This window comes from Xanthomonas sp. GPE 39 (assembly GCF_000963005.1).
Classification (GTDB): Bacteria; Pseudomonadota; Gammaproteobacteria; order Xanthomonadales; family Xanthomonadaceae; genus Xanthomonas_A.
On sequence record NZ_JZHZ01000007.1, the window covers coordinates 747,082 to 768,118 of the forward strand.

At 63.9% G+C, this 21,037-nt stretch carries 20 protein-coding genes and 1 tRNA gene; 15 read left to right on the forward strand and 6 right to left on the reverse strand.

The genetic code is table 11. The features are described 5' to 3' along the window. Nucleotides 1-202: 202 nt before the first annotated feature. Nucleotides 203-946, forward strand: coding sequence for a DUF5343 domain-containing protein (locus tag XALGPE39_RS03235; protein ID WP_045726961.1), 744 nt, complete (start codon nt 203-205; stop codon nt 944-946). An 852-nt stretch (nt 947-1,798) separates the two neighbouring features. Next, nucleotides 1,799-2,803, forward strand: coding sequence for an AAA family ATPase (locus XALGPE39_RS03250; RefSeq protein WP_045726963.1), 1,005 nt, complete (start codon nt 1,799-1,801; stop codon nt 2,801-2,803). Between the two features lie 125 nt (nt 2,804-2,928). Here XALGPE39_RS03250 and XALGPE39_RS03255 read toward each other — a convergent pair. Next, nucleotides 2,929-3,021 (reverse strand) — tRNA-Ser (locus XALGPE39_RS03255). Nucleotides 3,022-3,266: 245 nt separating this feature from the next. Here XALGPE39_RS03255 and dnaX point away from each other — a divergent pair. The 4 genes from dnaX to XALGPE39_RS03280 all read left to right on the forward strand — a co-directional run bounded on the left by dnaX (nt 3,267) and on the right by XALGPE39_RS03280 (nt 6,748). Then, entirely contained in the window at nt 3,267-5,117 is a 1,851-nt protein-coding gene (dnaX, locus tag XALGPE39_RS03260) for a DNA polymerase III subunit gamma/tau (protein WP_045726964.1), read from the forward strand. 6 nt (nt 5,118-5,123) lie between these two features. Continuing rightward, nucleotides 5,124-5,444 (forward strand): YbaB/EbfC family nucleoid-associated protein, encoded by a 321-nt coding sequence (locus tag XALGPE39_RS03265; protein ID WP_045726965.1) that lies wholly within the window; start codon nt 5,124-5,126, stop codon nt 5,442-5,444. A gap of 259 nt (nt 5,445-5,703) precedes the next feature. Then, nucleotides 5,704-6,318, forward strand: a complete 615-nt coding sequence (gene recR, locus XALGPE39_RS03275) for a recombination mediator RecR (RefSeq protein ID WP_045726967.1) — start codon at nt 5,704-5,706, stop codon at nt 6,316-6,318. Between the two features lie 82 nt (nt 6,319-6,400). After that, nucleotides 6,401-6,748 carry a histidine triad nucleotide-binding protein gene (locus tag XALGPE39_RS03280; RefSeq protein WP_045726968.1) on the forward strand — a complete coding sequence of 116 codons (348 nt, stop codon included), beginning with the start codon at nt 6,401-6,403 and terminating at the stop codon, nt 6,746-6,748. A gap of 112 nt (nt 6,749-6,860) precedes the next feature. Here XALGPE39_RS03280 and XALGPE39_RS03285 read toward each other — a convergent pair whose 3' ends face one another. Genes XALGPE39_RS03285 through XALGPE39_RS03300 form a run of 4 tightly spaced genes read right to left on the reverse strand, consistent with a single transcriptional unit; the run spans nt 6,861 to nt 11,230 of the window. Then, a complete protein-coding gene (locus XALGPE39_RS03285) occupies nt 6,861-7,376 on the reverse strand; it encodes a Slp family lipoprotein (RefSeq protein WP_045726969.1) in 516 nt (171 codons plus the stop codon). Then, nucleotides 7,373-9,322 carry a DUF3488 and transglutaminase-like domain-containing protein gene (locus XALGPE39_RS03290; protein ID WP_045728924.1) on the reverse strand — a complete coding sequence of 650 codons (1,950 nt, stop codon included), beginning with the start codon at nt 9,320-9,322 and terminating at the stop codon, nt 7,373-7,375. Before XALGPE39_RS03290 ends, XALGPE39_RS03285 begins: the two co-directional genes overlap by 4 nt. Continuing rightward, nucleotides 9,315-10,271 carry a DUF58 domain-containing protein gene (locus XALGPE39_RS03295; RefSeq protein WP_045726970.1) on the reverse strand — a complete coding sequence of 319 codons (957 nt, stop codon included), beginning with the start codon at nt 10,269-10,271 and terminating at the stop codon, nt 9,315-9,317. The genes XALGPE39_RS03290 and XALGPE39_RS03295 overlap by 8 nt, the downstream gene beginning before the upstream one ends. A 5-nt stretch (nt 10,272-10,276) precedes the next feature. Next, complete coding sequence (locus tag XALGPE39_RS03300) at nt 10,277-11,230, reverse strand: MoxR family ATPase (protein ID WP_045726971.1); 954 nt, start codon at nt 11,228-11,230, stop codon at nt 10,277-10,279. Between the two features lie 36 nt (nt 11,231-11,266). Between XALGPE39_RS03300 and XALGPE39_RS03305 the strand changes: the two genes are divergently transcribed. The 3 genes from XALGPE39_RS03305 to XALGPE39_RS03315 are packed head-to-tail and all read left to right on the forward strand — an operon-like array spanning nt 11,267 to nt 16,003. Further along, nucleotides 11,267-13,114 (forward strand): glycosyltransferase family 39 protein, encoded by a 1,848-nt coding sequence (locus XALGPE39_RS03305; RefSeq protein WP_045726972.1) that lies wholly within the window; start codon nt 11,267-11,269, stop codon nt 13,112-13,114. A gap of 52 nt (nt 13,115-13,166) precedes the next feature. Next, nucleotides 13,167-14,156 carry a glycosyltransferase family 2 protein gene (locus XALGPE39_RS03310; protein ID WP_045726973.1) on the forward strand — a complete coding sequence of 330 codons (990 nt, stop codon included), beginning with the start codon at nt 13,167-13,169 and terminating at the stop codon, nt 14,154-14,156. Next, nucleotides 14,153-16,003, forward strand: a complete 1,851-nt coding sequence (locus XALGPE39_RS03315; RefSeq protein WP_052689987.1) for a glycosyltransferase 87 family protein — start codon at nt 14,153-14,155, stop codon at nt 16,001-16,003. The genes XALGPE39_RS03310 and XALGPE39_RS03315 overlap by 4 nt, the downstream gene beginning before the upstream one ends. A 22-nt stretch (nt 16,004-16,025) precedes the next feature. On the opposite strand, the gene XALGPE39_RS03320 is transcribed toward XALGPE39_RS03315, so the two are convergent. Continuing rightward, nucleotides 16,026-16,598 carry a Maf family nucleotide pyrophosphatase gene (locus XALGPE39_RS03320; protein ID WP_045728926.1) on the reverse strand — a complete coding sequence of 191 codons (573 nt, stop codon included), beginning with the start codon at nt 16,596-16,598 and terminating at the stop codon, nt 16,026-16,028. 121 nt (nt 16,599-16,719) lie between these two features. Between XALGPE39_RS03320 and XALGPE39_RS03325 the strand changes: the two genes are divergently transcribed. The 6 genes from XALGPE39_RS03325 (at nt 16,720) to acpP (ending at nt 20,996) form a co-directional block, all read left to right on the forward strand. Beyond that, nucleotides 16,720-17,229 carry a YceD family protein gene (locus XALGPE39_RS03325; protein WP_045726974.1) on the forward strand — a complete coding sequence of 170 codons (510 nt, stop codon included), beginning with the start codon at nt 16,720-16,722 and terminating at the stop codon, nt 17,227-17,229. A 101-nt stretch (nt 17,230-17,330) separates the two neighbouring features. Further along, nucleotides 17,331-17,525, forward strand: coding sequence for a 50S ribosomal protein L32 (gene rpmF, locus XALGPE39_RS03330; protein ID WP_045726975.1), 195 nt, complete (start codon nt 17,331-17,333; stop codon nt 17,523-17,525). Nucleotides 17,526-17,621: 96 nt separating this feature from the next. Continuing rightward, nucleotides 17,622-18,605 carry a beta-ketoacyl-ACP synthase III gene (locus XALGPE39_RS03335; protein ID WP_045726976.1) on the forward strand — a complete coding sequence of 328 codons (984 nt, stop codon included), beginning with the start codon at nt 17,622-17,624 and terminating at the stop codon, nt 18,603-18,605. A 225-nt stretch (nt 18,606-18,830) separates the two neighbouring features. After that, on the forward strand, nt 18,831-19,775 hold the full coding sequence (fabD, locus tag XALGPE39_RS03340; protein WP_045726977.1) for an ACP S-malonyltransferase: 945 nt from the start codon (nt 18,831-18,833) through the stop codon (nt 19,773-19,775). Between the two features lie 84 nt (nt 19,776-19,859). Continuing rightward, nucleotides 19,860-20,603 (forward strand): 3-oxoacyl-ACP reductase FabG, encoded by a 744-nt coding sequence (gene fabG / locus XALGPE39_RS03345; RefSeq protein WP_045726978.1) that lies wholly within the window; start codon nt 19,860-19,862, stop codon nt 20,601-20,603. Between the two features lie 153 nt (nt 20,604-20,756). Beyond that, a complete protein-coding gene (acpP, locus tag XALGPE39_RS03350) occupies nt 20,757-20,996 on the forward strand; it encodes an acyl carrier protein (protein ID WP_012915156.1) in 240 nt (79 codons plus the stop codon). Nucleotides 20,997-21,037: the final 41 nt, after the last annotated feature.

Genomic DNA, 21,037 nt, shown 5'->3' on the forward strand with positions numbered 1-21,037 from the left:
AAAATTTGACGAGATTGAATGCGCACAAAAATATAATAATAAAAAAATCATTTTAAATCAATAATTTGCAAATATTTTCGAGAAATTAAAATTCGTGGCATTGGATCCTTTTTGCCAGGGTGTTGGAGTGGGTGTTGCATCCCCTAAGGACGTGTGATGGAATTCACTCGCCCGGAAATCTCAATCCGGAACGGAGCTCCCCGTGGTCGACAAGAACGTGAAGCCGCCTTACACGTCGTATAGAAGCTTCATGAAGCTGATGACTGATCTTAAGGAGCACGAGGTTGTGCCCGCAGCTATCGACCGTAGCTACTTGGGTAAGCGCTCTGGCTCGGAGAAGTCCGCTCTGATCGGGACCCTCAAGTGGTTCGAGCTTGTTAGCGACGATGGCACTCCGACGGAGCGCTTGGAGGCTTATATCGTGGCTGATGAGCAGGAATCAAAAGCGCTGCTAAAGGAATTGGTTGAGTCGTCTTACGGTTCCATTACTGACGGAACCTTCAATCTCCGGAGTGCGACTACCTCGCAGCTTGCTGAGCAGTTCAGGCAGTACGAGATCGGTGGCTCAACGCTTAGCAAGTCGGTCACTTTCTTCCTCGCAGCTGCCAAGGAGGCCGGCATTGTTGTAAGTCCCCATGCCAAGGCGCCGACGGTTACCGGTGGAAGTGGTGCAAAGCGCAAGACCAAGGCAGTTGTGATGCCGCCCGTTGCTTCTAATCCGCCAGCTCACATTGCGCAAGATCACTCTAAGCAGAGGCCTCCACGCGATGGAATGGTGGCGATCCCGATCCCTATCTTTGGTGGGCAGGACGGTGTGATTTATCTGCCTGGCCAGATGACGCAGAAGCAGTGGGGAAATGTGATCAAGATGACTGAGTTCATCTTGAAAAACTATCGGGACACAATGGCTGAGGAGCCCGATGCAGACGAGGAGGACTCTTTGTGACATTAGATCGTGGCCATCGGCTGACTACCGCCGCTGGTGGCCCAGATAAAGCAACGCCCCAACTCAAGTTCCCAGTCGCAAAACAGGCTTGAGTCGGGGCGCTAGGTAGGCAAAACGCTGGTGTGGTGCTGGTTCGGCGTTGAATTCACCTCTGGAAAGGTGGGCTCAACGGCAGTCCGAGCCGCCCGCACCGGCATTACGGCATGGCAGTGAGCGGGAGCCCTCTGCCGGCCCGAGGCCCGGTACAGCAGCGGGAGTATAGCCCCGTCCCGGCCTTGGGAATAGATATCGCCCTCACAGTCCGTCTTGTGGAGGCTTCAATGGCCGGAAAGAAGACGGTGCATGTTTGCTCGTACACCCGGTTCCGGAAGGGCCGTCTGGAGTACGTATGCCAGCATTGGCGCAGCCCTCCGGGCTAAGCGCAGCACCCGGGAGCGCCCTTCGGGGCGCCTCCCGCCATTCCGGACATCGGGCTTCCCAGGAATAGGAGGAAACATGGCTTCTTCGACTGACTAGGAGAAGGCCTTAGCCCAGTGGGTGCTCGACCAGTACCGGTGGAACAATCGCCTAGTGCAGTCTTCCGCTCCGCTTTGTATCCGCATGACCTTCGGTGAGCATCACGTGTACAAGAGTCGCCGGCGAAACTGGGGAATCAACAAGGGCATCCTTGAAGCGTTCCGCGAGCTGACGCCTGACGAAGTGGTGTGGAGTAGGAGTTTCGCAGACGTGGCGGCAACGCCGCGAATCTGATCTGCTCTACCTGACAAGCGGATGGTGAAGTAGCAAGATGGTGCGGTGCCCACTCACAGGCATAGTGTCTTTTAACCAGCAACTGCTACAGGAGAGGCGGAGATGATTCTTGGAATCTTCAACAATAAAGGCGGCGTAGGAAAGACAACCTACCTCTATCATATCGCGTACTCGCTTGCGCGGCGTGGAATCCGTGTCTTGCTTGTCGATGCTGACCCGCAATGTAATCTCACGGCATACTGTTTGCCCGACATCGCGGTTGAGCGTGCTTGGAGACAATCTCGGGGAAATAGCATCTTCCTTGCGATTGAGCCTCTCCATGAAAGTCTTGGTGATATCCGAAACCGTGGGCCCTTGCAGCCTCGGCCCGAAGATTACCCGACTTTATGGCTTGTGCCTGGTGATCCTGCGCTCAGCCGGTTTGAGGACACGTTGGGTGATACTTGGAACCGTGCGCGTGGCGGTAATCCGGCGGACTTGAGAAAGCAGTCAGGTATCTACCGCTATGTGAAGTGGGCTGAGAAACAGGTCGATGCACAAGTCACTTTTATCGATATGGGGCCGAATCTTGGTCCGCTCAATAGGACCACGTTGACCTCTTGCGATGATTTTATTGTCCCAATTTCTCCCGACCTCTTCTCGATTCGTGGCGCACAAAACTTGGGTGAGAAGCTTGTTGGTTGGCGGCAAGAATGGGATATCATCCGTATTGCTGGACAGTCAGAGGATATTGACCTGCCGAAGGGCGCGCCGCGCTTCCTTGGGTATGTGCGTCAGCAATACAACACGAGGAATAACGCCGAAGGAATGACGCGAGGGTGGCAGATTTTTGGTGGCCGCGTGGAAGAGGCCGTCCAACAGAATGTCGTGGATAAGCTGCGTCCACTTGGGCAGGTCATCGATTGGGATGGTGGCTCCTATAATTTGGGCGCTATCCCGAACCTACATAGTCTCGTGCCTTACTCTCAAGAGGCGAGGAAGCCGATCTTTGACTGCACGGCGCACGATGGTTTGACAGGCGCACATGTGCAGAGGGCTCGCGAAACAGAGCAGTTGTTCACTCAGATGGCCGATAAGATTATCGGGTTGGTAAAAGAAGAGGCTTGACGCAAAAAAGCCACCTTGACGGGTGGCCTTCTAGTCCACGTAGCCCAGCACATCAGGCGTAGTAGGTGTTTAATAGCAGGGAAGCTTCGGAACTGCTTGGCCGAAGACACTACCTACTGGATAACTGGCGGAGAGAGGGGGATTCGAACCCCCGAAGCGCGGTTTAGACGCTTACACACTTTCCAGGCGTGCTCCTTCAACCACTCGGACACCTCTCCGGTTTCTTGCGCGGGCCAGCGGTCCGGGCAAGGGCGGAATTCTAGCCGTCACGGCCTCCATTCACAAGGTGAGCGGGCGTGGCTGGCGCTCAGCCTTGCCGCCAGTACCTGTTCATGATCGCCCAGCGCCTGGATCCGACGTTTTCCCAGGCCGCGAGAGGCGGATAGGTTGGCCGCGCTGACGCCTGAGCAATGACCCGGGCGCGGCATGGCACAATGACGGTTCAGATGAAGACGGTCGCCTGATGTCCTATCTCGTTCTCGCCCGCAAGTGGCGCCCCAAGCGTTTTGCCGAGCTGGTGGGGCAGGAGCATGTGGTCCGTGCGCTCACCAACGCCCTGGACAGCGGGCGGGTCCATCATGCGTTTCTGTTCACCGGCACGCGTGGTGTCGGCAAGACCACCATCGCGCGCATCTTCGCCAAGTCGTTGAACTGCGAGCAGGGCACCAGTGCCGATCCGTGCGGCAAGTGTGCGGCCTGCCTGGATATCGATGCTGGCCGCTATATCGATCTGCTGGAGATCGACGCCGCGTCCAACACCGGCGTGGACGATGTGCGCGAGGTGATCGAAAACGCCCAGTACATGCCTTCGCGCGGCAAGTTCAAGGTCTATTTGATCGACGAAGTGCACATGCTGTCCAAGGCGGCGTTCAACGCGCTGCTGAAAACGCTGGAAGAGCCGCCGGAGCATGTGAAGTTCCTGCTCGCCACCACCGATCCGCAGAAGCTGCCGGTGACGGTGCTATCGCGCTGTCTGCAGTTCAACCTCAAGCGCCTGGACGAGATGCAGATCCAGGGCCAGATGACCAAGATTCTGGCTGCCGAGCAGATCGAGGTGGATGCCTCGGCCATCGTGCAGTTGGCCAAGGCCGCCGACGGTAGTCTGCGTGATGGTCTATCGCTGCTCGATCAGGCCATCGCCTACGCCGGCGGCGCGCTGCGCGAAGATGTGGTGCGGACGATGCTGGGGACGGTGGATCGCACCCAGGTCGGCGCCATGCTCGATGCGCTGGCTGATGCCGATGGAGCGCGATTGCTGCAGGTCGTCGCGGGGTTGGCCGAGTTCTCTCCGGATTGGGGTGGCGTGTTGGAAGCGCTGGCCGAGGCGTTGCATCGCATCCAGGTACGGCAACTGGTGCCGGGTGCGGCATTGGATGTGCTGGACGGTTTGGATCCGGCGCCGCTGGCCGAGCGGCTGCGTCCGGAAATCGTGCAATTGTGGTACCAGATGGCGTTGAACGGACGCCGCGATCTGTATCTGGCACCGAGTCCGCGCGCCGGGTTCGAGATGGCGGTATTGCGGATGTTGGCGTTCCGCCCAGCCAATGCTGCGGCATTGCCGGCGACCTCTGCTGCGGGCGCGCCAGCGCAGGGGCGCGATGGTGCGGCGGCGACTGCGTCCGCTGCCTCGGTCGCGTCTTCGTCGATTCCGTCGGCGATCACGCCTTCCGCATCCAACATGTCGTCGACACCGACACCGACACCGACACCCGTCCACACATCTCCCAACGCGTCCGCGAGTGCGCTGGATCCGCCGTGGGATCCGCCCGCGTCGCCGCCGGCACGTTCGAGCGCGTCCGCTGCGCCGATGCCCACTGTCACGCGTCCGCCGTTTGCGTCAGCCGCCGCAGCGGACACAGTGCCGCCACCTGCCGAGGCAACGCGTGCTTCATCGTCGGCGGCTGTTGGCGCGCGAGGCAGTCTGCACAGCACCGAAGACTGGCTGGTACTGGTCGCCGACTGCGGTTTGACCGGTCCGTCGCGGCAACTCGCGGCCAATGCCGCCTTTGTCAGTCATGCCGAGGGCGTGCTGCGGCTGTCGCTGTCGCCTGGTTTCGAATATTTGCAGTCGGAGCGTTCGCTCGGTGAGCTGGCCGATGCACTGGCCGAGACGCTCGGCCAGCGCCCGAAGATCGTGATCGAAAGCGGCATCGCCGTCGATACCGAAACCCTGCACGAGCGTTCGCACCGGCAACGCGGCGAACGTCAGAACGCGGCCGAGGCTGCGTTCCTCAACGACCCGGCGGTGCAAGCGCTGATGCAGCAGCAAGGTGCGCGGGTCGTGCCCGATTCCATCCGTCCCTACGATGAGTGAACCAAGATGCGCGGTAATATCGCCCAACTGATGCAACAGGCGCAGAAGATGCAGGAAAACCTGCAGCGCGCCCAGGAAGAATTGGCACAATTGGAAGTCACCGGCAGCGCCGGTGGCGGCATGGTCAGCGTCACCCTGACCGGCGCCAAGGAGTGCCGCAAGGTGCGGATCGATCCGAGCATTCTGTCCGACCAAGAGATGGTCGAGGATTTGATCGCCGCCGCTTTCAACGATGCGTCCAACAAGGTCGATGCCGAGTCCAAGCAGCGGATGGGCGCGGCCACGGCCGGGATGCCGATCCCGCCGGGCATGAAGCTGCCGTTCTGAGCATGGTGAACGGCAGGCGTCACGATCATCTGCCCGGTGGCCGAGGTATTGGCGTCGTCGGCGATGTCCGGGTGGTGACGTTGTCGCCGTGCCAGGGTGCGCACTGTGTGCAAGTCGAGGGTATCCGGTGGCCGATGTTGATCGAGTGCGGCCTGGAATTGAAGCCGCAGATCGATGCCATGGTGGCCAAGGCGCTGTGCCGGTTTCGCGGACTGTTCGAGCGTGTTGACCTCGCGCGGTTCCGGAGCGCGTGGGACGCATGAGTTCGCCGCTGCTCGAACAGTTGATCGAGGCGTTCCGCATCCTGCCGGGAGTCGGCCAGAAAACCGCGCAACGCATGGCCTATCACGTGCTCGAACGCGAACGTGCCGGTGGGCAGCGGCTTGCCGACACGTTGCATGCGGCGATTGCGCGGATCGGCCACTGCTCGCAATGCCGCGATTTCAGCGAAACCGACATCTGCGCGATCTGTGCCAGTCCCGGCCGCGACCGTCAGCAACTGTGCGCGGTGGAGTCGCCGGCCGACCGCCTGGTGATCGAGCAAGCCACCGGCTATCGCGGGTTGTATTTCATTCTGCAGGGACGGCTATCGCCACTGGATGGGATCGGTCCGCGCGAACTCGGTCTGGATCGGCTCGGTGCGCGGCTGGCGCAAGGCGAGGTCGCCGAACTGATCATCGCCACCAATTCCACGGTCGAAGGCGAGGCTACCGCGCATTACCTGGCGCAGTTGGCGCGTCAGCACGGCGTGCGGCCGAGCCGTCTGGCGCAGGGCTTGCCGTTGGGCGGTGAGCTGGAATACGTGGATCGCGGCACCTTGTCGCATGCTTTTGGCAGCCGTAGCGAAGTGCCGCGCGGCAGTGTGGGCGAATAGCGCCATCTGCGTGCTGGCTGCGGCACCGCGCCGAATTGGGCTATAACGGCCTCTCCTCTTTTTACTGTTCCAGGCATGCTTCATGGACACTATTTTCGGCAAGATCATTCGTCGCGAAATTCCGGCCAGCATCGTCTACGAAGACGATGTCGTCCTTGGGTTCAAGGACATCGCGCCGCAGGCGCCGGTGCATGTGTTGTTTATTCCCAAGCAGGTGGAGATTCCCACGCTGGACGATTTGTTGCCGGATCAGGCCACCCTGGTCGGAAAGCTGGTGCTTGCAGCGGCCAGCTACGCACGCGCACAGGGTCTGGCCGAGGATGGCTATCGCGTGGTGATCAACTGCCGCGAGCATGGCGGACAGACGGTGTTTCATCTGCACTTGCATTTGCTGGCAGGGGCACCGTTGGGGCACTTCGGTACGCCTTGAGCGCGGCGTTAGCCATGCTGGCGCGTGCTGGCATTGTCGCTTTTGCCTGTAATGCGAAACGCCGCTGAGTCAGCGGCGTTTCGGTGTTGCGTTCTTGCTCAATGCGAGAGGTTCACCACCAGCCCCAGCGCGGACCCCACGGACCCCATGGTCCCCAGGGTTGATAAGGATAAGCTGGCACCACTTCGACCTGACGCACGACCGGCCACAGGTAAACCACATCGGCTTCTATTTTCGGCAGGCGATAGTCGTATTCGCCGATGCGGGTGTTCTCGTAGCCGGCCACATGGCCGATGAAGGTGACTTCGCGGCCTGGTTCGAACACGGCCGGATCGTAGAAGCCGGAGCGGCAGGCGACGAAACGGCCATCGCTGGCGTCGGCCGAGTCGCTATCCGGTCGGCCGCTGGCGTTGAGCGGCCGCGACAGCATCTGGAAGCAGGTCTGGCCCTGGCTGGGCTTGGTCTGGATGATCTTGCCGCCCCAGCGCACGGCGGCACCGACTTGCTGTCCTGCGACCGAATCGCGTGGGGTGACGGAGGCGAACTGGCCTTGCAGCGGTTTGGGCGCGGTGGCGCAGGCACACAGTGCCAGCGCGGCGAGTATGGGGAACAGTAGGCGGATCTTCATCGGGATGCTCCGGTTGGCGGACGGTGCCTGCGCAGGTCGCGCAACAATGAAGCGCTGTCCGAATCGGCGCCAGCGTATCGCGCATCGGCGAAACGCCGGCTGAGTGAAATCAGCCCCGTGTCGCCTACTCCCCGGTCCACCCGTGCGGCCCATGCCTGTGCTGGTTCATGCGCCTGGCGCTCCAGGCCCAGCCGCGCGTAGCGCCCGCCAAGGCGCCGCCAGGCGCGCAACAACGGGTCGCGTTCGCGCTCGCCACGGGCCAGCCACCAGGCCATTGCGCCCAGTAGCATCGCCGCGCAACCCGCGAACAGGGCGACCAGCTGCGCCGGCTCCAGCCGGGGGATGCCGATCAGGCGCAGTAGCTGCTGCTGGCGATTGGCGTCGAAGGACAGCACCAGATCGTTCCAGCCGCGGCGGGCCCAGTCGGCGATGTCACGCCACTGCCAGATGGCGCCGTCGCCCTGTGTGGTGCCGCCGCCACCGATGCGGTCTTCCAGCGTGTCGTAGATGCGTTCCGGTGCGACCGCTGCGGTCGGGTCCACGCGCACCCAGCCGCGTTGCGGCAGCCATACCTCGGCCCAGGCGTGGGCGTCCATGCGCCGCACGATCCAATAGTCGCCAAGCCGATTGCGGGTGCCTCCGGCATAGCCGGTGACAATGCGGGCGGGAATGCCCGCGCCGCGCATCAGTACGACGAACGCCGAACTGAAGTGTTCGCAAAAGCCGGCTTTTTGCTGGAACAGGAATTCGTCCACGCTATCGCGGCCGGGCAGTGGTGTCTGCAGGGTGTAGGCGAAGTCGCGGCGGATCCATTGCAGCGCGCGGGCAATGATCGCCGCGTCGTCACTGCCGGCTTGTTGCCGCCATTGTCGGGCCAGCGTCAGCGTGCGCGGGTTATAGCCAGGTGGTAGTGCCAGTGCGCGCTGGCGCTGCGCAGGTGCCAGATCGGCTTGCACTCGCTGCGCCGGTGCCGAGCGCAGATGCCAGCGGGTCAGGGCGTTGAGCGGTTGTTCGGTCTGCAGTACGGCGTCGGCCGTGAGCCGGGTGCCGGCGGGCGCCTGTAGCGGCAGTTCCAGCGCAACCAGTTGGCGGCGATCGGTCGGTTCCACGTCGATCTGGTAGTCCCACGCACTCGGTCCTGGTTGTATCGTCGGTGCGGGCCTCGTTGCATTGTCGTTCTGGCCGCGCCAGGTGCGGCCGTCGAAATCCCACAGCACCGGTCCACGCCAGTAACGCTGCGTGGGCGGTGGCACCGGGCCGAAGAACTGCACGCGTAGTGCCGGGGTGTCATCGGCCATCAGGTCCAGCCATTGCCCCGGGGTCATGGTGTCCGACAGGCCGGGTCGGCCCAGTGCGCGTTCCGGCACGCCCCACAGTGGCGAGCCCAGGCGCGGAAACAGCCAGAATGCGGCCAGCGCCAGTGGCAGGCCCAACAGCAGTAGGCGGCCAACGCTGATGAGTTGCCCACGCAGTGGGCGGCGTTCGCTGTGTCCTTCCTGATCGGCTAAGCGCTGCATGCACAGCAGGGCGAGAATCACCGCAGCCAGTGCCAGTGCCATCGTCGCTGGTCCTTGATCCAGCAGGAAGGCAGCGAAGGGCGCGAACAGCGCGAAGCCGAGCAGGCTGCGTGCATCGCGCAGCGTGTGCAGCTCCGATGGTTTGATCGCCAACATGGCCGCGAGCAGGGCGCATCCGGTGTCGCGGCCGAAGCGTAGCCCGGCTTGCCAGTACAGCGTCGCCAGCATCGCCGCGATCAGTGCCAGGCGCAGTGCGGCCGGCACTGGGCGCCAGGCCGAACTGGCACCGACCAGCAGTGCGGCGAGTGCGATCAGCCAAGCCAGTGCAGTGGGCAGTTGCAGCAACAGTGGCAGCAGCGACAGCAGTGCCGTGCTCAGTGCCCAGGCCCGGCTGGATGTGCTCAATGCGGGTGTGCGCGACTCAGTCATGTGGCAACAGCGCGAGCGCGCGTAGGCACTGGTGTCGGTGTTGTGGGCCACGGTCCGGACCCAGCGCGGGATGCCCCGGCAGCAGCAGGCGATAGCGGCGGCCATCGCGCTCGGCTTCGTCGACCCAGCGTGCTAGCCGTGCGATGCGGCGTTCGTAAGGCAGCGGCAGCAGCATGCGCCAGTCCAGCACCACGTCCACACCGATTGGGCGTTCGTACTCGCGTACCAGCAGGGTGTCGCGGCGTGCCGAATGCTTCCAGGCGATCGTGCGTGGCGCATCGCCGGCGCGATAGGGACGCAATTGGTGGAGTTCCTCTCCGAGTGCATGCAGCCTGGTTTGCGTGGGGGTGCCGGTACCGGTCGGCAGCGGCGGGCCGTCGGTTTCCGGTTGCGGATAGATCAGCAGTGGAGTCTCGGGCCAGAACCAGGCCCAGGCGCGCAGCAGACCCAGTGGCTGGGTGGTCGAGATCTGGATGCGTTGCAGATCCATCCAGCCGCGGCGTTCGGTGGGGATGTGCAGGTCGGCTTCGTTGCGAGCGTCGTCGTGCAGATCGAGGTGGGCCAGCACTTCGCCGTAGCGCACGCGCAGGCCACGTCGGCGGCGACCATCGCTGGCTGTCAGTGCCAGTCGCAGCCGCAGTGGACTGCCGGCGGCGACCGGTTGCGCCGATAGGGCGTCCAGGCGTAATCCCGACAGTTGCAGGTGCGCCACGATGGCACTGGCCATCGCGGCCGCGCCGAGCAGCATCGCCAGCAGCAGTGCCGGATTGTTGTTGTAGTTCAGCGCGCCGAGCAGCATCGTCGCCAGCAGCAGGGCGATGAAGTTGCCGAACGGCGTCGGCAGGATATAGATGCGGCGTCGGTCCAGTCGTACTGGCAGGGGTTCCGGATCGCGTGGCGTCGCCAGGTGTGCCAGTCGTTGCCGCCAGTCGTGCTGCCGTGCCGGCATCGGTATCAGTCCACGGCGACGCTGTGCAGGATTGCTTTGGCCAGTGCCTGTCCGGAGGCCGATTCCTGCTCGGCCACTAATCGGTGCTCGGCCACTTCCAGGAACAGCGCCTGTACGTCCTCGGGCAGGACATGGCTGCGGCCGAGCAGCAACGCATGCGCCTTGGCGGCGCGCAGGAGTGCGATGCCGGCGCGCGGCGACAGGCCCACGCGCACTCCCGGATGCTGACGACTGCGTGCCAGCAATGCCTGCACGTAGCCGACCAGCGCGTCACTGGCATGAATCCGCTCCACGCTGTGTCGCAGCGTGGCGATGTCGGCATCGCTGAGCAGCGGCTGTGCTTGTGCGATCAGATCGCGGCGGTCGCTGCCGCTGAGCAATGCGCGCTCGGATTCGCTGTTTGGATAGCCCAGCGACAGGCGCAGTAAAAAACGGTCTAATTGCGAATCGGGCAACGCAAAAGTGCCCGATAAATCCACCGGATTCTGTGTGGCGATGACGAAGAACGGCGCAGGCAGCGGATGCGTGGTGCCATCCAGGGTGACTTGTTGCTCTGCCATCGCCTCCAATAGCGCGCTCTGGGTGCGCGGTGGTGCGCGGTTGATCTCGTCGGCGAGCAGCACATGGGTGAACACCGGTCCGGGATGAAACTGGAATTGACGCGATTGTGGGTCGTATACCGAGACCCCGAGCACATCGGCAGGCAGTAGGTCGGAGGTGAACTGCACGCGTTGGAAACCCAGGCCCAGGCTTGCCGCCAACGCATGCGCCAAGGTGGTTTTGCCCAGGCCGGGCAGATCTTCGATTAGCAAGTGTCCGCCCGATAGCAGGGCGACAAAGGCCAGACGCACCTGCTGCGGCTTACCCAGCACTAGCGCATTGACCTGCCGCTGCGCGTGCGCGAGTGCTTCGCGTAGCGTATCGGTTAGGATTCCTGGTAAGGGGGGCGGAGTCGACATCGCATTCTCGCAACGGTCTTAAGGAGTTTACGGGCAATGCAAGGCGAACAACGTGCACGCAGCATCTTTGTGCTGTTGTGGATACTGGTGACGGCAGCCAAGCTGCTGGTGGCTGCGCATTTGCCATTGTTCGTTGATGAAGCATTCTACTGGCAAGAGGGCCAGCATCTTGCCGCTGCCTACTCCGATCTGCCTGGGCTCACCGCCTGGCTGGCGCGGTTGGGCGTGGCCATCGGCGGCGATCATCTGCTGGCGCTGCGCGCGCCGTTCTTGCTGCTGAGTGCGGTGCTGCCGTGGTTGATCGTGCGCATCGCCACGCGCTGGTTCGGCGCGGTGGCGGGGTGGCGTGCCGGCGCTCTGACCTTGCTGATGCCCTTGTCGGGGACGCTGGGCATTCTCGCGTTGCCGGACGTGCCGATGGCGTTGGCAACCATCCTGTGCATCGACGCCAGCGCGCGCTTGCTACGCAAGGTCGAGGCGATGAGTGCGGTGGAATTGGCGCTGGGTTTGAGCCTTGGTGCGCTGAGTCACTACCGTTTTGTCGGCGTGATCGGGGTCGGCGCGATTGCCTTGCTGTTGATTCCGCAAGGCCGGCGCATGCTGCGCGATCCGCAGGTATGGGTTGCGCTGGCGCTGGGCATCGTTGCCTGGTTGCCGCTGCTGGCGTGGAATGTGGATAACGGTGAGGCTGGCATCAAGTTTCAGTTGATCGACCGCCATCCTTGGAGCTTCCGATTCGCCGGCATCGCGTTCGTTGTGATCCAACTGCTGTTGGTGACGCCATTGCTGGCGGTGGCGATGGCAAAGGTTGCGTTGATCGCCACACGCGGTGGCGGTAACGGTGGCGCACGGGTGCAGTGGCGTTACTTCGGTCTGCTCGGTGGTGTGTCCACTCTGGGCATTTTCCTGCTGGGCTTCTTTAGCGATGCCGAGCGAGTCAGTTTCCATTGGCCGTTGCCGGGTTATCTGGCCTTGTTGATCGCCACGCCGGTGATCCTCAGCGGCTGGTCAAAACGGCTGCGCCGTGCGACTTGGTTGCTGACCGGGCTGGGGCTGATCGGCGCATTTGGCTACTACCTGGCGGTGTCGGTGCCGGCAATACGCGAGCATGCTGCCGCGGACAAATATTATCCGCGCAATTTCGCCGGCTGGCGGTCGCTGGCCGTGGCGGTGCGCCGCGAACTGGCCACCATGCCGGCAGGCACGCAGGTGTTGGCGGACAATTTCAAGGTCGGTGCCGAGCTCGGTTTCCAATTGCACGATCCCAACATCCAGGTGTTGCCACATCCGTTGAACACCAAACACGGGCGCAGTGCGCAATTGCAGCAATGGGGGATGCTCAGCGATGGCCACCGCGACGGGCCGCGCCTGCTGGTGCTCTCGCCGAGCGATATGCGATACCGACTGCTGTTGCAGCGCTACCACGCAATCTGCGATCTAGTTGGTCCACTGCCGCCGCCGCAGGTGGTGTCCAGCGATCATGGCAGCCAGCGGTTCCTGTTATTTGCGTTGCCAGCCCAGCGCTTGCCTGGTCCGTGCACCACGCCGGCGATGGCCTGGATCGATACGCCGGCTGTCAACGCAGCGGTTGGACGTCGTGTGGATGTCTCTGGTTGGGCATTCAAGGATGGGGTCGGGATCGCGCGCGTGGAGGTATTGCTCGATGGCAAGGTCGTCGCGCAGGCGCGCTATGGCGAGCGTCATGACGTCACCGCGTTCTGGAGCATCTCCACCGATCCTGGTCATCCGGACATTGGTTTCCGCGCCACGCTCGATGCCAGCGCGCTGACGCCGGGAACCCATTGGCTCGGCCTGCGTCTGCATGGCCGCGACGGTAGCGTCGAGGATTGGTTGGAGCAGCCGATCAAACTGCGACTGCGTTGAGCTAGGATGGCGCGCCTTTTTATGCTTTGCCGCGCAGGACCGCACGCCGCCCATGTTCAATTCCCACTCCGACCGCCCCGTGGCCGCGCCGCGTATCGCGGTGCTGGTGCCGTGTCACAACGAAGCTGCCACCATTGGCCGGGTCGTGGCAGATTTCGCCGCGCATCTGCCCGGCGCGCATATCCATGTGTTCGACAACAATTCCAGCGACGCCACCATCGTCCTGGCGCATGCGGCCGGCGCCTCGGTGCGTAAGGTCGTACTCCAGGGCAAGGGCAACGTGGTGCGGCGCCTGTTCGCCGACATCGAGGCCGATGTCTACGTGCTAGTGGATGGCGATGCGACCTACGATGCGGCGATGGCGCCAGCGCTGGTCGAGCGCCTGCTGCGCGACGGGCTGGATATGGTGGTCGGGGCGCGGCGTAGTGAGGCAGCGGCGGCTTACCGCGCCGGCCACCGCACCGGCAACGTGCTGTTGACCCGTTGCGTGGGCTTTCTGTTCGGACGCAGCTTCGACGACATGCTGTCCGGCTACCGGGTGTTCTCGCGACGCTACGTGAAGTCGTTTCCCGCGCATGCCGCCGGCTTCGAGACCGAGACTGAACTGGCAGTGCACGCGCTACAGCTACGCATGCCGGTGGCGGAAGTGGACACCGCCTACGGTGCGCGTCCGGAAGGGTCGCAGAGCAAGTTGCGCACCTGGCACGATGGCACCCGCATCTTGCTGACCATCCTGCGTCTATTCAAGGCCGAGCGGCCGTTGCTGTTCTTCTCGCTGGGCTTCGGCGCCTGCGTGCTATTGGCGCTGGCGCTGGCGGTGCCGCTGCTGTTGACCTACCTACACACTGGGCTGGTGCCGCGCTTCCCGACCGCGATTCTGTGCTCGGCGCTGGTGTTGCTGGGTGTGCTGTTGCTGGCCTGTGGACTGATCCTTGACACGGTCACGCGCGGCCGCATCGAGGCCAAGCGTCTGGCTTATCTGGCGATCCCTGCGTGGCCCGCGGCGGACCAGGCCGACGCACGCCGTGGCGAGGCCGCATGAGCGCGGCCGCCTCCGTCGCGGCGCCGACGCCGCACCCCAGTCGCCTCCAGCGTCTTCTGGTAGCGCTGGACCGCCGCTTCGCCTTCCACAGCCGTGGCAATGTGGTCGCCGCTGGTGTAGCGGTGGCGCTGCTCGGCGGACTGCTGTCGCTGTGGCTCGGCCAGGACGCCAATTGGGACCTGCGCAACTACCATCTGTACAACGGCTACGCCGCGTTGCATGGCCGTCTCGGCGTGGATCTGGCGCCGGCGCAGATGCAGAGCTACTTCAATCCGCTGCTGGATATGCTGTATTACGCACTGTTCGTCGGCCTGCCGGCACCGCTGGCCGGTTTCGCGATGGGTGTGCTGCATGCGCTGGCTTTCCTGCTGTTGTCCGGTATCGTTTGGCAGGTGCTGGATCCACGCCTGGACCGTGCGCGGCTGGTGCCGTGGCTGGCGCTGGCTGGGATGAGCAGCGCTGCGTTCCTGTCCGAATTCGCCGGCAGCATGGGCGACAATAGCAGCGCCCTGCCGGTGCTGGGTGCGTTGCTGGCGGCGCTGCACGCACAGCGTTGTCAGCAGGCAGCCGGACGCAGCGTGGCGCTGGGCTGGTGGGCGCTGGCCGGAGCTCTGCTCGGGCTGGCAATGGCTTGCAAGCTGACCAATGCGCTGTTCGCTTTTGCCTTGGGCGTGGCTGCGCTGGTGGCCGGGGGGCGCCCGCGCCAGCGGATCGGTGGTGCCGCAGTGCTGACCGCAGTTGCGCTGGTCAGCTTCGCGCTGCTGGCCGGGCCGTGGCTGCTGCGGGTCTGGCAGACCTTCGGCAATCCGCTGTTTCCGCAGTTCAATAGTTATTTCTTGACGCCGCTGGCGCAGCCGGTGGCGGTCAGCGACGCGCGCTGGTTGCCTAAGACATTGTGGGAATGGCTGACCTGGCCGCTGCAGTTCTCGCTGGTGCCGAACCGGGTCAGCGAGGTGCGCTTGCGCCAGATTGTGTGGCCGCTGCTTTATCTGCTGGGTCTGGCCGCGCTGCTGCACTGGATGGTGCGGCGTCCGCGCCGGCAATGGCCGCAGGATGTGGTTGCACCGGCCTGGCGTGTGGTGCTGGTGTTCGTGGTGATCGCCTTCCTCGTCTGGCAGGCGGCCTTCAGTATCCAGCGCTACCTGGTGGTGCCGGAGCTGCTGGCACCGTTGCTGCTGTGGGTGGGGCTGCGTCGGATGTTGCCGGCGCGCGTCGCCGCTCCGGCTGCGCGCTGGACCCTGATTGCTTGCGTGGTCTTTGCGCTGTACGGCTGGGGAGACTGGGGGCATGAGCGCTGGGCGCGCGAGGCGTTTCGCGTGCAGGCGCCGCCGTTGCCGCAGCCGGCGCGCAGCGTGGTGCTGCTGGTTGGTGATGCGCCGGAGTCCTGGCGCATCCCGTTCCTGCCGGCGCAGGCGGCCTATGTGTCGGTCGCCTCCAACTTCCCCGAGACACCGGCCTATGCTGCCCGGGTGCGGGCGATGCTGGCCGCGCGCGGGCAGGGCTATGCGTTGCTGCCGGCGGAGGTGGATCGCAATGTCGAGCGTCTGCAGCGGCTCAATGCCGTGGCCGCGCGGCTCGGCCTGGATCACGGCCCCAGCTGTGCACTGATGCGGCGCCTGGCGCATCGGTTGGTGCGGGCCGGAGTGGAGGTGGACTCCGGCCGCTGCCGCTGGGTGCTGCCGCCGGAACGAGTCGTCGACGTCGCCGCCGCGGATCGGCAGACCCAGGCGCTGGCTGTGCAGCAATTGGCGCCCTACGGCCTGGCCCTACAGCCGGGTCCCTGCCAGATCTACCAGGCATGGGTCGGGCAGGCGCGCTTTCCTTACCAGTGGTGCCGGTTGCAGTGACCGCGTGGCGCTTGCCGGCCGGTCAGGGCAACAGATAACCAGCCTCGCGCAGGAGCCCTGCCAGCGCGATCAAGGGCAGCCCGATCAGTGCGGTCGGGTCCTGGGTGTGGATCGTGTGGAACAGGCTGATGCCGAGGCCCTCGCACTTGAAACTGCCAGCACAGTCCAGCGGTTGCTCGGCATCGACGTAACGGGCGATGGCATCGGCTGGTAGGTCGCGCAATTGCACCTCGGTCAGGTCGCAGGCATGTAGCGTGCGTGTGCCGCGTTGCAGGCATATCGCCGTGTGGAAGCGCACATTGCGTCCGGACATTGCCGCCAGTTGCGCTCGTGCGGTGACGGTATCGCCCGGCTTGCCCAGTGGTTGGCCGTCCAGTTCGGCGACCTGGTCGGCGCCGATGACCCAGGCGTGGCTGGCATCAGCGGCCACTGCGGCCGCTTTGGCGGCAGCCAGGCGCTGTGCCAGCGTCAACGGCGTCTCGCCGGGCAGTGGCGTCTCCTCGACCTGCGGACGCACGCAATCGAACGGCAGGCGCAGTCGTTGCAGCAATTGGCGGCGGTAGATGGAGGTGGAAGCCAGGATCAGGGGCAGCATCGGCGATGTGGGCGGGGCGATGGCTTGGGGCTGGCAGTCTGCGACGGCCATCGCGGGCGGGCAAGCGCCGGAGTGGGATGGTTTGACAGTGCTACCGGCAATCCTTAACATTCTGCAGCTTATGTCCGCGAACGTGCCCGAACTGTTGGATGCTTGGCGGATGGTCGCAGCGCGCAGGGTCTTTGAGGACCGTCTGCCGCTCTCGGCGATGACCCGTCTGCAAGGCAGTCTGGCCGACACCGAAGGTGAATGCCGCTATACGCTGGAATTCGGCCGCGATGATGTGATGCAAGTGTCCTACGTCGAACTGAGGGTCGAGACCGCATTGCCGCTGATTTGTCAGCGCAGTCTGCAGCGCTTTCTGCTGCCGGTATCGAGCGTGCAGCGGCTGGGGCTAATCCGCAACGAGGCCGAAGAGGCCGCGTTGCCGCCGGAACACGAGGCCTTGCTGGTGCCGGACGACGGTATGCTGCGGCCCGCCGATCTGGTCGAGGACGAACTGGTGTTGGCGGTGCCGCTGGTGCCGGTGGCGCCAGGGAGCGAGGCGGTCGAGCGCGATTGGCCGGCGACCGAGGAAGAAATACGCAAGGTCAACCCGTTCGCGGCGTTGGCCGCGCTGAAGAAACCGTAGTGGCTGGCCTGCCTGTCGCTGCCTGAGGTTGTTGCCGGACGCGCGCGTCCTGCGCGACGTAATGACAACAGATGTAAACGAACCGAGTTTGGAGCAATCCCATGGCTGTGCAGAAATCCCGTGTCACCCCGTCCCGCCGCGGCCAACGCCGTTCGCACGACGCCCTCAGCGCCAAGCAGTTGTCGACCGACCCGACCAGCGGCGAGACCCACCTGCGCCACCACATCACTGCCGAGGGGTACTACCGCGGCAAGAAGGTGATCGCCACCAAGGCCGCGCAGGTCGAAGAAGATTGATGCGTGCCCGTCCACCGCGTTGCGGCGGACGGAGCCACCTCTCTTCACAGGCCGCGCCATGCGGGGCGGCCCGCGTCACCTGTAATAGGAAACAGCATGAGCAAGCGTATCTATTCCAGGATCGCGGGCACCGGTAGTTATTTGCCTGAAAAAGTGTTGACCAACGACGATCTGTCGCACATGGTCGAGACCAGCGACGAATGGATCCGCAGTCGTACCGGCATCCGTGAGCGGCACATCGCCGCTCCGGGGCAGACTGCGGGCGATCTTGGTTACGAGGCCGCGTTGCAGGCGATCGAGGCCGCCGGTATCCAGGCTGCCGAGTTGGACATGATCGTCGTCGGTACCACGACCCCCGACTTGATCTTTCCCTCCACCGCTTGCCTGATACAGGCCAGGTTGGGGGCGCTCGGTTGTCCGGCGATGGACCTCAATGCCGCCTGCTCCGGCTTTGTCTATGCGCTCGGCGTGGCCGACAAGTTCATTCGCAGCGGCGACGCCAAGACCGTGCTGGTGATTGGCACCGAAGTTCTCAGCCGCATCGTCGACTGGACCGAACGCACCACCTGCGTGTTGTTCGGCGATGGCGCCGGTGCGGTGGTGCTGCGTGCCGACGAGGACACCGGCATTCTCAGCACGCATCTGCATGCCGACGGCAGCAAGAAGGAACTTCTGTTGAACGCGACCGGCATCGGTACCGGGCTGGTTGACGGCACCGGTCATCTGGCTGGCGGTGGCATCCAGATGAAGGGCAGCGAGGTGTTCAAATACGCGGTCAAGGCGTTGGATTCGGTGGTCGACGAGACCCTGCAAGCCAACGACCTGGACAAGCACGATCTGGATTGGTTGATTCCGCACCAGGCCAACCTGCGCATCATCGAGGCCACCGCAAAACGCCTGGATATGTCGATGGATCAGGTGGTGGTCACGGTGGACGTGCATGGCAACACTTCGTCCGCCTCGGTGCCGATGGCGCTGGACGTGGCAGTGCGCTCAGGTCGCGTCCAGCGCGGCCAGTTATTGCTGCTGGAAGCCTTCGGCGGCGGTTTCACCTGGGGCTCGGCCCTGCTGCGCTACTGAGCGAATTGGCTCGCATTCGGTGCCGATGACCTGGAACGGTGCGATGGTCGCGCGCGGTATGCGTGGCGTGTCGGCAATGTTGCGGCATGCGCCTGGGCGCTGGGCTGGCGGCCTGCTTCTGTGTCTTCCGCTGAATATGGGTGTGTCGCATCAATACGCACGAGTACAGACGCACGGCGGATTTCGCCCGTATCATCGCCGCTCGATTTTTGTAGGGCCATCCGCGTGACCGATTCCACACTCGCCTTCGTCTTCCCCGGCCAAGGCTCGCAATCGTTGGGCATGCTGGCGGATGTCGCCGAACAACATCCGCAGGTGCGTGATTGCTTCGTTGAGGCCTCCGATGGTGCCGGCGTCGATCTATGGGCGCTGAGTCAGGATGGCCCGGAAGAGATGCTCAATCGCACCGAATACACGCAACCGGCGCTGCTGGCGGCCAGCATGGCGCTGTGGCGGCTGTGGTTGGCCGAGGGCGGCGCACGCCCGACGCTGCTCGCTGGGCACAGCCTGGGCGAATACACTGCGCTGGTCGCTGCCGGTGCCCTGTCGCTGCATGATGGTGCGCGGTTGGTGCGGCTACGCGGGCAACTCATGCAGGATGCCGCTCCTGCCGGGGTCGGCGCGATGGCGGCGGTGATCGGTGCTGAGGATGCGCTGATCGAAGCGGTCTGCGCGGAGGCTGCCGACAGTGAGGTGGTGGTGCCTGCCAATTACAATGCGCCCGGTCAGGTGGTGATCGGCGGGCATGCCGCTGCGGTCGAACGCGCGCTGGCATTGTTGAGCGAGCGTGGCGTGCGCAAGGTGGTGAAGTTGGCGGTTAGCGTTCCCTCGCATACGCCGTTGATGCGCGAGGCGGCCAATCGCTTGGCCGACGCCATGCGTGAGATAGCCTGGCATGCGCCGCAATTGCCGGTGGTACAGAACGTCGATGCGCAGGTGCACGACGGTGTCGCGGCCATCCGTCAGGCGCTGGTGGAACAGTTGTACCTGCCAGTGCGTTGGACCAACTGTGTGCAGGCGCTGGCCGCGCGTGGCGCCACGCGGGTGGCCGAGTGCGGTCCAGGTAAAGTGTTGACCGGGCTGATCAAGCGCATCGACAAATCGCTCGACGGTCGTGCCCTGTCGGTACCGGCTGATTTCGTCGGCGCGCGCGAGGCTTGGGCTGTCTGAGATCCGCGCGTCGGGCGTCTGCGTCCGCGCTGGCGTTCATTCCCTGGCGTATCGTGCGCCGTCCGTCTCTGAAGGAAAATGTAGATGAGCAAGCCATTGCAGGGCGAAATCGCTCTCGTTACCGGCGCCAGCCGTGGCATCGGCGCGGCCATTGCCGACGAACTGGCCGCGCAGGGCGCCACGGTCATCGGGACCGCCACCTCCGACACCGGTGCGCAGGCGATTGGCGCGCGGCTGGCCGCCAGCGGTGGTCATGGCCGCCCGCTGGACGTCACCGACGCCGCCGCGGTCGATACATTGATCGAGGCAATCGCCAAGGAATTCGGGCCGGTCTCGATCCTGGTCAACAACGCCGGCATCACCCGCGACACGCTGTTGATGCGGATGCGTGACGACGACTGGCAGGCGATCATCGATACCAACCTCACCAGTGTGTTCCGCACGTCCAGAGCGGTGCTGCGCAATATGATGAAGGCGCGTAAAGGGCGCATCGTCAACATCGCTTCGGTGGTCGGAGTGACTGGCAATCCGGGACAGGCCAACTATGCTGCCGCCAAGGCCGGCATCATCGCCTTCTCCAAGTCGATGGCCAGAGAAATCGGCTCGCGCGGCATCACGGTCAACGTGGTTGCGCCGGGTTTCATCGACACCGACATGACCAAGGCCTTGCCCGAGGCGCAGCGTGCCGCGCTGTTGCAGCAGATCGCGCTTGGCCAGCTTGGCCAGGCCGCGGACATCGCCCATGCGGTGGCGTTCCTGGCCGGTCCCTGTGCCGGCTACATCACCGGCGAGACCCTGCATGTGAACGGCGGGATGTACATGCCGTGAGCCTGTGGCGCAACAGGTGCCGCTAAGTCGCTGATTGGCTGACGCCTTGGCTGCGCTGCAACGAGCCGTCGGTTTCCACTACACTATCCAACGTAGCCATCGCAGATCGATGGCGTTTCGAACCACCACCACTCCATCTGGAGCGATATCCCCATGAGCACCATCGAAGAACGCGTCAAGAAAATCGTCGTCGAACAACTCGGCGTCAAGGAAGAAGAAGTCACCAACAGCGCATCGTTCGTCGATGACCTCGGTGCGGACTCGCTGGACACCGTTGAACTGGTGATGGCCCTGGAAGAAGAGTTCGAGTGCGAGATTCCTGACGAAGAAGCCGAGAAGATCACCTCGGTGCAGCAGGCTATCGACTACGTCAAGGTGCACGTCAAGAGCTGATGCTCCGTCCCCGATCGCCATCGACGCCCTCGCTGGTCCGA

Coding starts and splice junctions, on each gene's coding strand:
- XALGPE39_RS03250 (WP_045726963.1), top strand. CDS start 1,799: ATGATTCTTGGAATCTTCAACAATAAAGGCGGCGTAGGAAAGACAACC.
- dnaX (WP_045726964.1), top strand. CDS start 3,267: ATGTCCTATCTCGTTCTCGCCCGCAAGTGGCGCCCCAAGCGTTTTGCC.
- XALGPE39_RS03265 (WP_045726965.1), top strand. CDS start 5,124: ATGCGCGGTAATATCGCCCAACTGATGCAACAGGCGCAGAAGATGCAG.
- recR (WP_045726967.1), top strand. CDS start 5,704: ATGAGTTCGCCGCTGCTCGAACAGTTGATCGAGGCGTTCCGCATCCTG.
- XALGPE39_RS03280 (WP_045726968.1), top strand. CDS start 6,401: ATGGACACTATTTTCGGCAAGATCATTCGTCGCGAAATTCCGGCCAGC.
- XALGPE39_RS03285 (WP_045726969.1), bottom strand. CDS start 7,376: ATGAAGATCCGCCTACTGTTCCCCATACTCGCCGCGCTGGCACTGTGT.
- XALGPE39_RS03290 (WP_045728924.1), bottom strand. CDS start 9,322: ATGACTGAGTCGCGCACACCCGCATTGAGCACATCCAGCCGGGCCTGG.
- XALGPE39_RS03295 (WP_045726970.1), bottom strand. CDS start 10,271: ATGCCGGCACGGCAGCACGACTGGCGGCAACGACTGGCACACCTGGCG.
- XALGPE39_RS03300 (WP_045726971.1), bottom strand. CDS start 11,230: ATGTCGACTCCGCCCCCCTTACCAGGAATCCTAACCGATACGCTACGC.
- XALGPE39_RS03305 (WP_045726972.1), top strand. CDS start 11,267: ATGCAAGGCGAACAACGTGCACGCAGCATCTTTGTGCTGTTGTGGATA.
- XALGPE39_RS03310 (WP_045726973.1), top strand. CDS start 13,167: ATGTTCAATTCCCACTCCGACCGCCCCGTGGCCGCGCCGCGTATCGCG.
- XALGPE39_RS03315 (WP_052689987.1), top strand. CDS start 14,153: ATGAGCGCGGCCGCCTCCGTCGCGGCGCCGACGCCGCACCCCAGTCGC.
- XALGPE39_RS03320 (WP_045728926.1), bottom strand. CDS start 16,598: ATGCTGCCCCTGATCCTGGCTTCCACCTCCATCTACCGCCGCCAATTG.
- XALGPE39_RS03325 (WP_045726974.1), top strand. CDS start 16,720: ATGTCCGCGAACGTGCCCGAACTGTTGGATGCTTGGCGGATGGTCGCA.
- rpmF (WP_045726975.1), top strand. CDS start 17,331: ATGGCTGTGCAGAAATCCCGTGTCACCCCGTCCCGCCGCGGCCAACGC.
- XALGPE39_RS03335 (WP_045726976.1), top strand. CDS start 17,622: ATGAGCAAGCGTATCTATTCCAGGATCGCGGGCACCGGTAGTTATTTG.
- fabG (WP_045726978.1), top strand. CDS start 19,860: ATGAGCAAGCCATTGCAGGGCGAAATCGCTCTCGTTACCGGCGCCAGC.
- acpP (WP_012915156.1), top strand. CDS start 20,757: ATGAGCACCATCGAAGAACGCGTCAAGAAAATCGTCGTCGAACAACTC.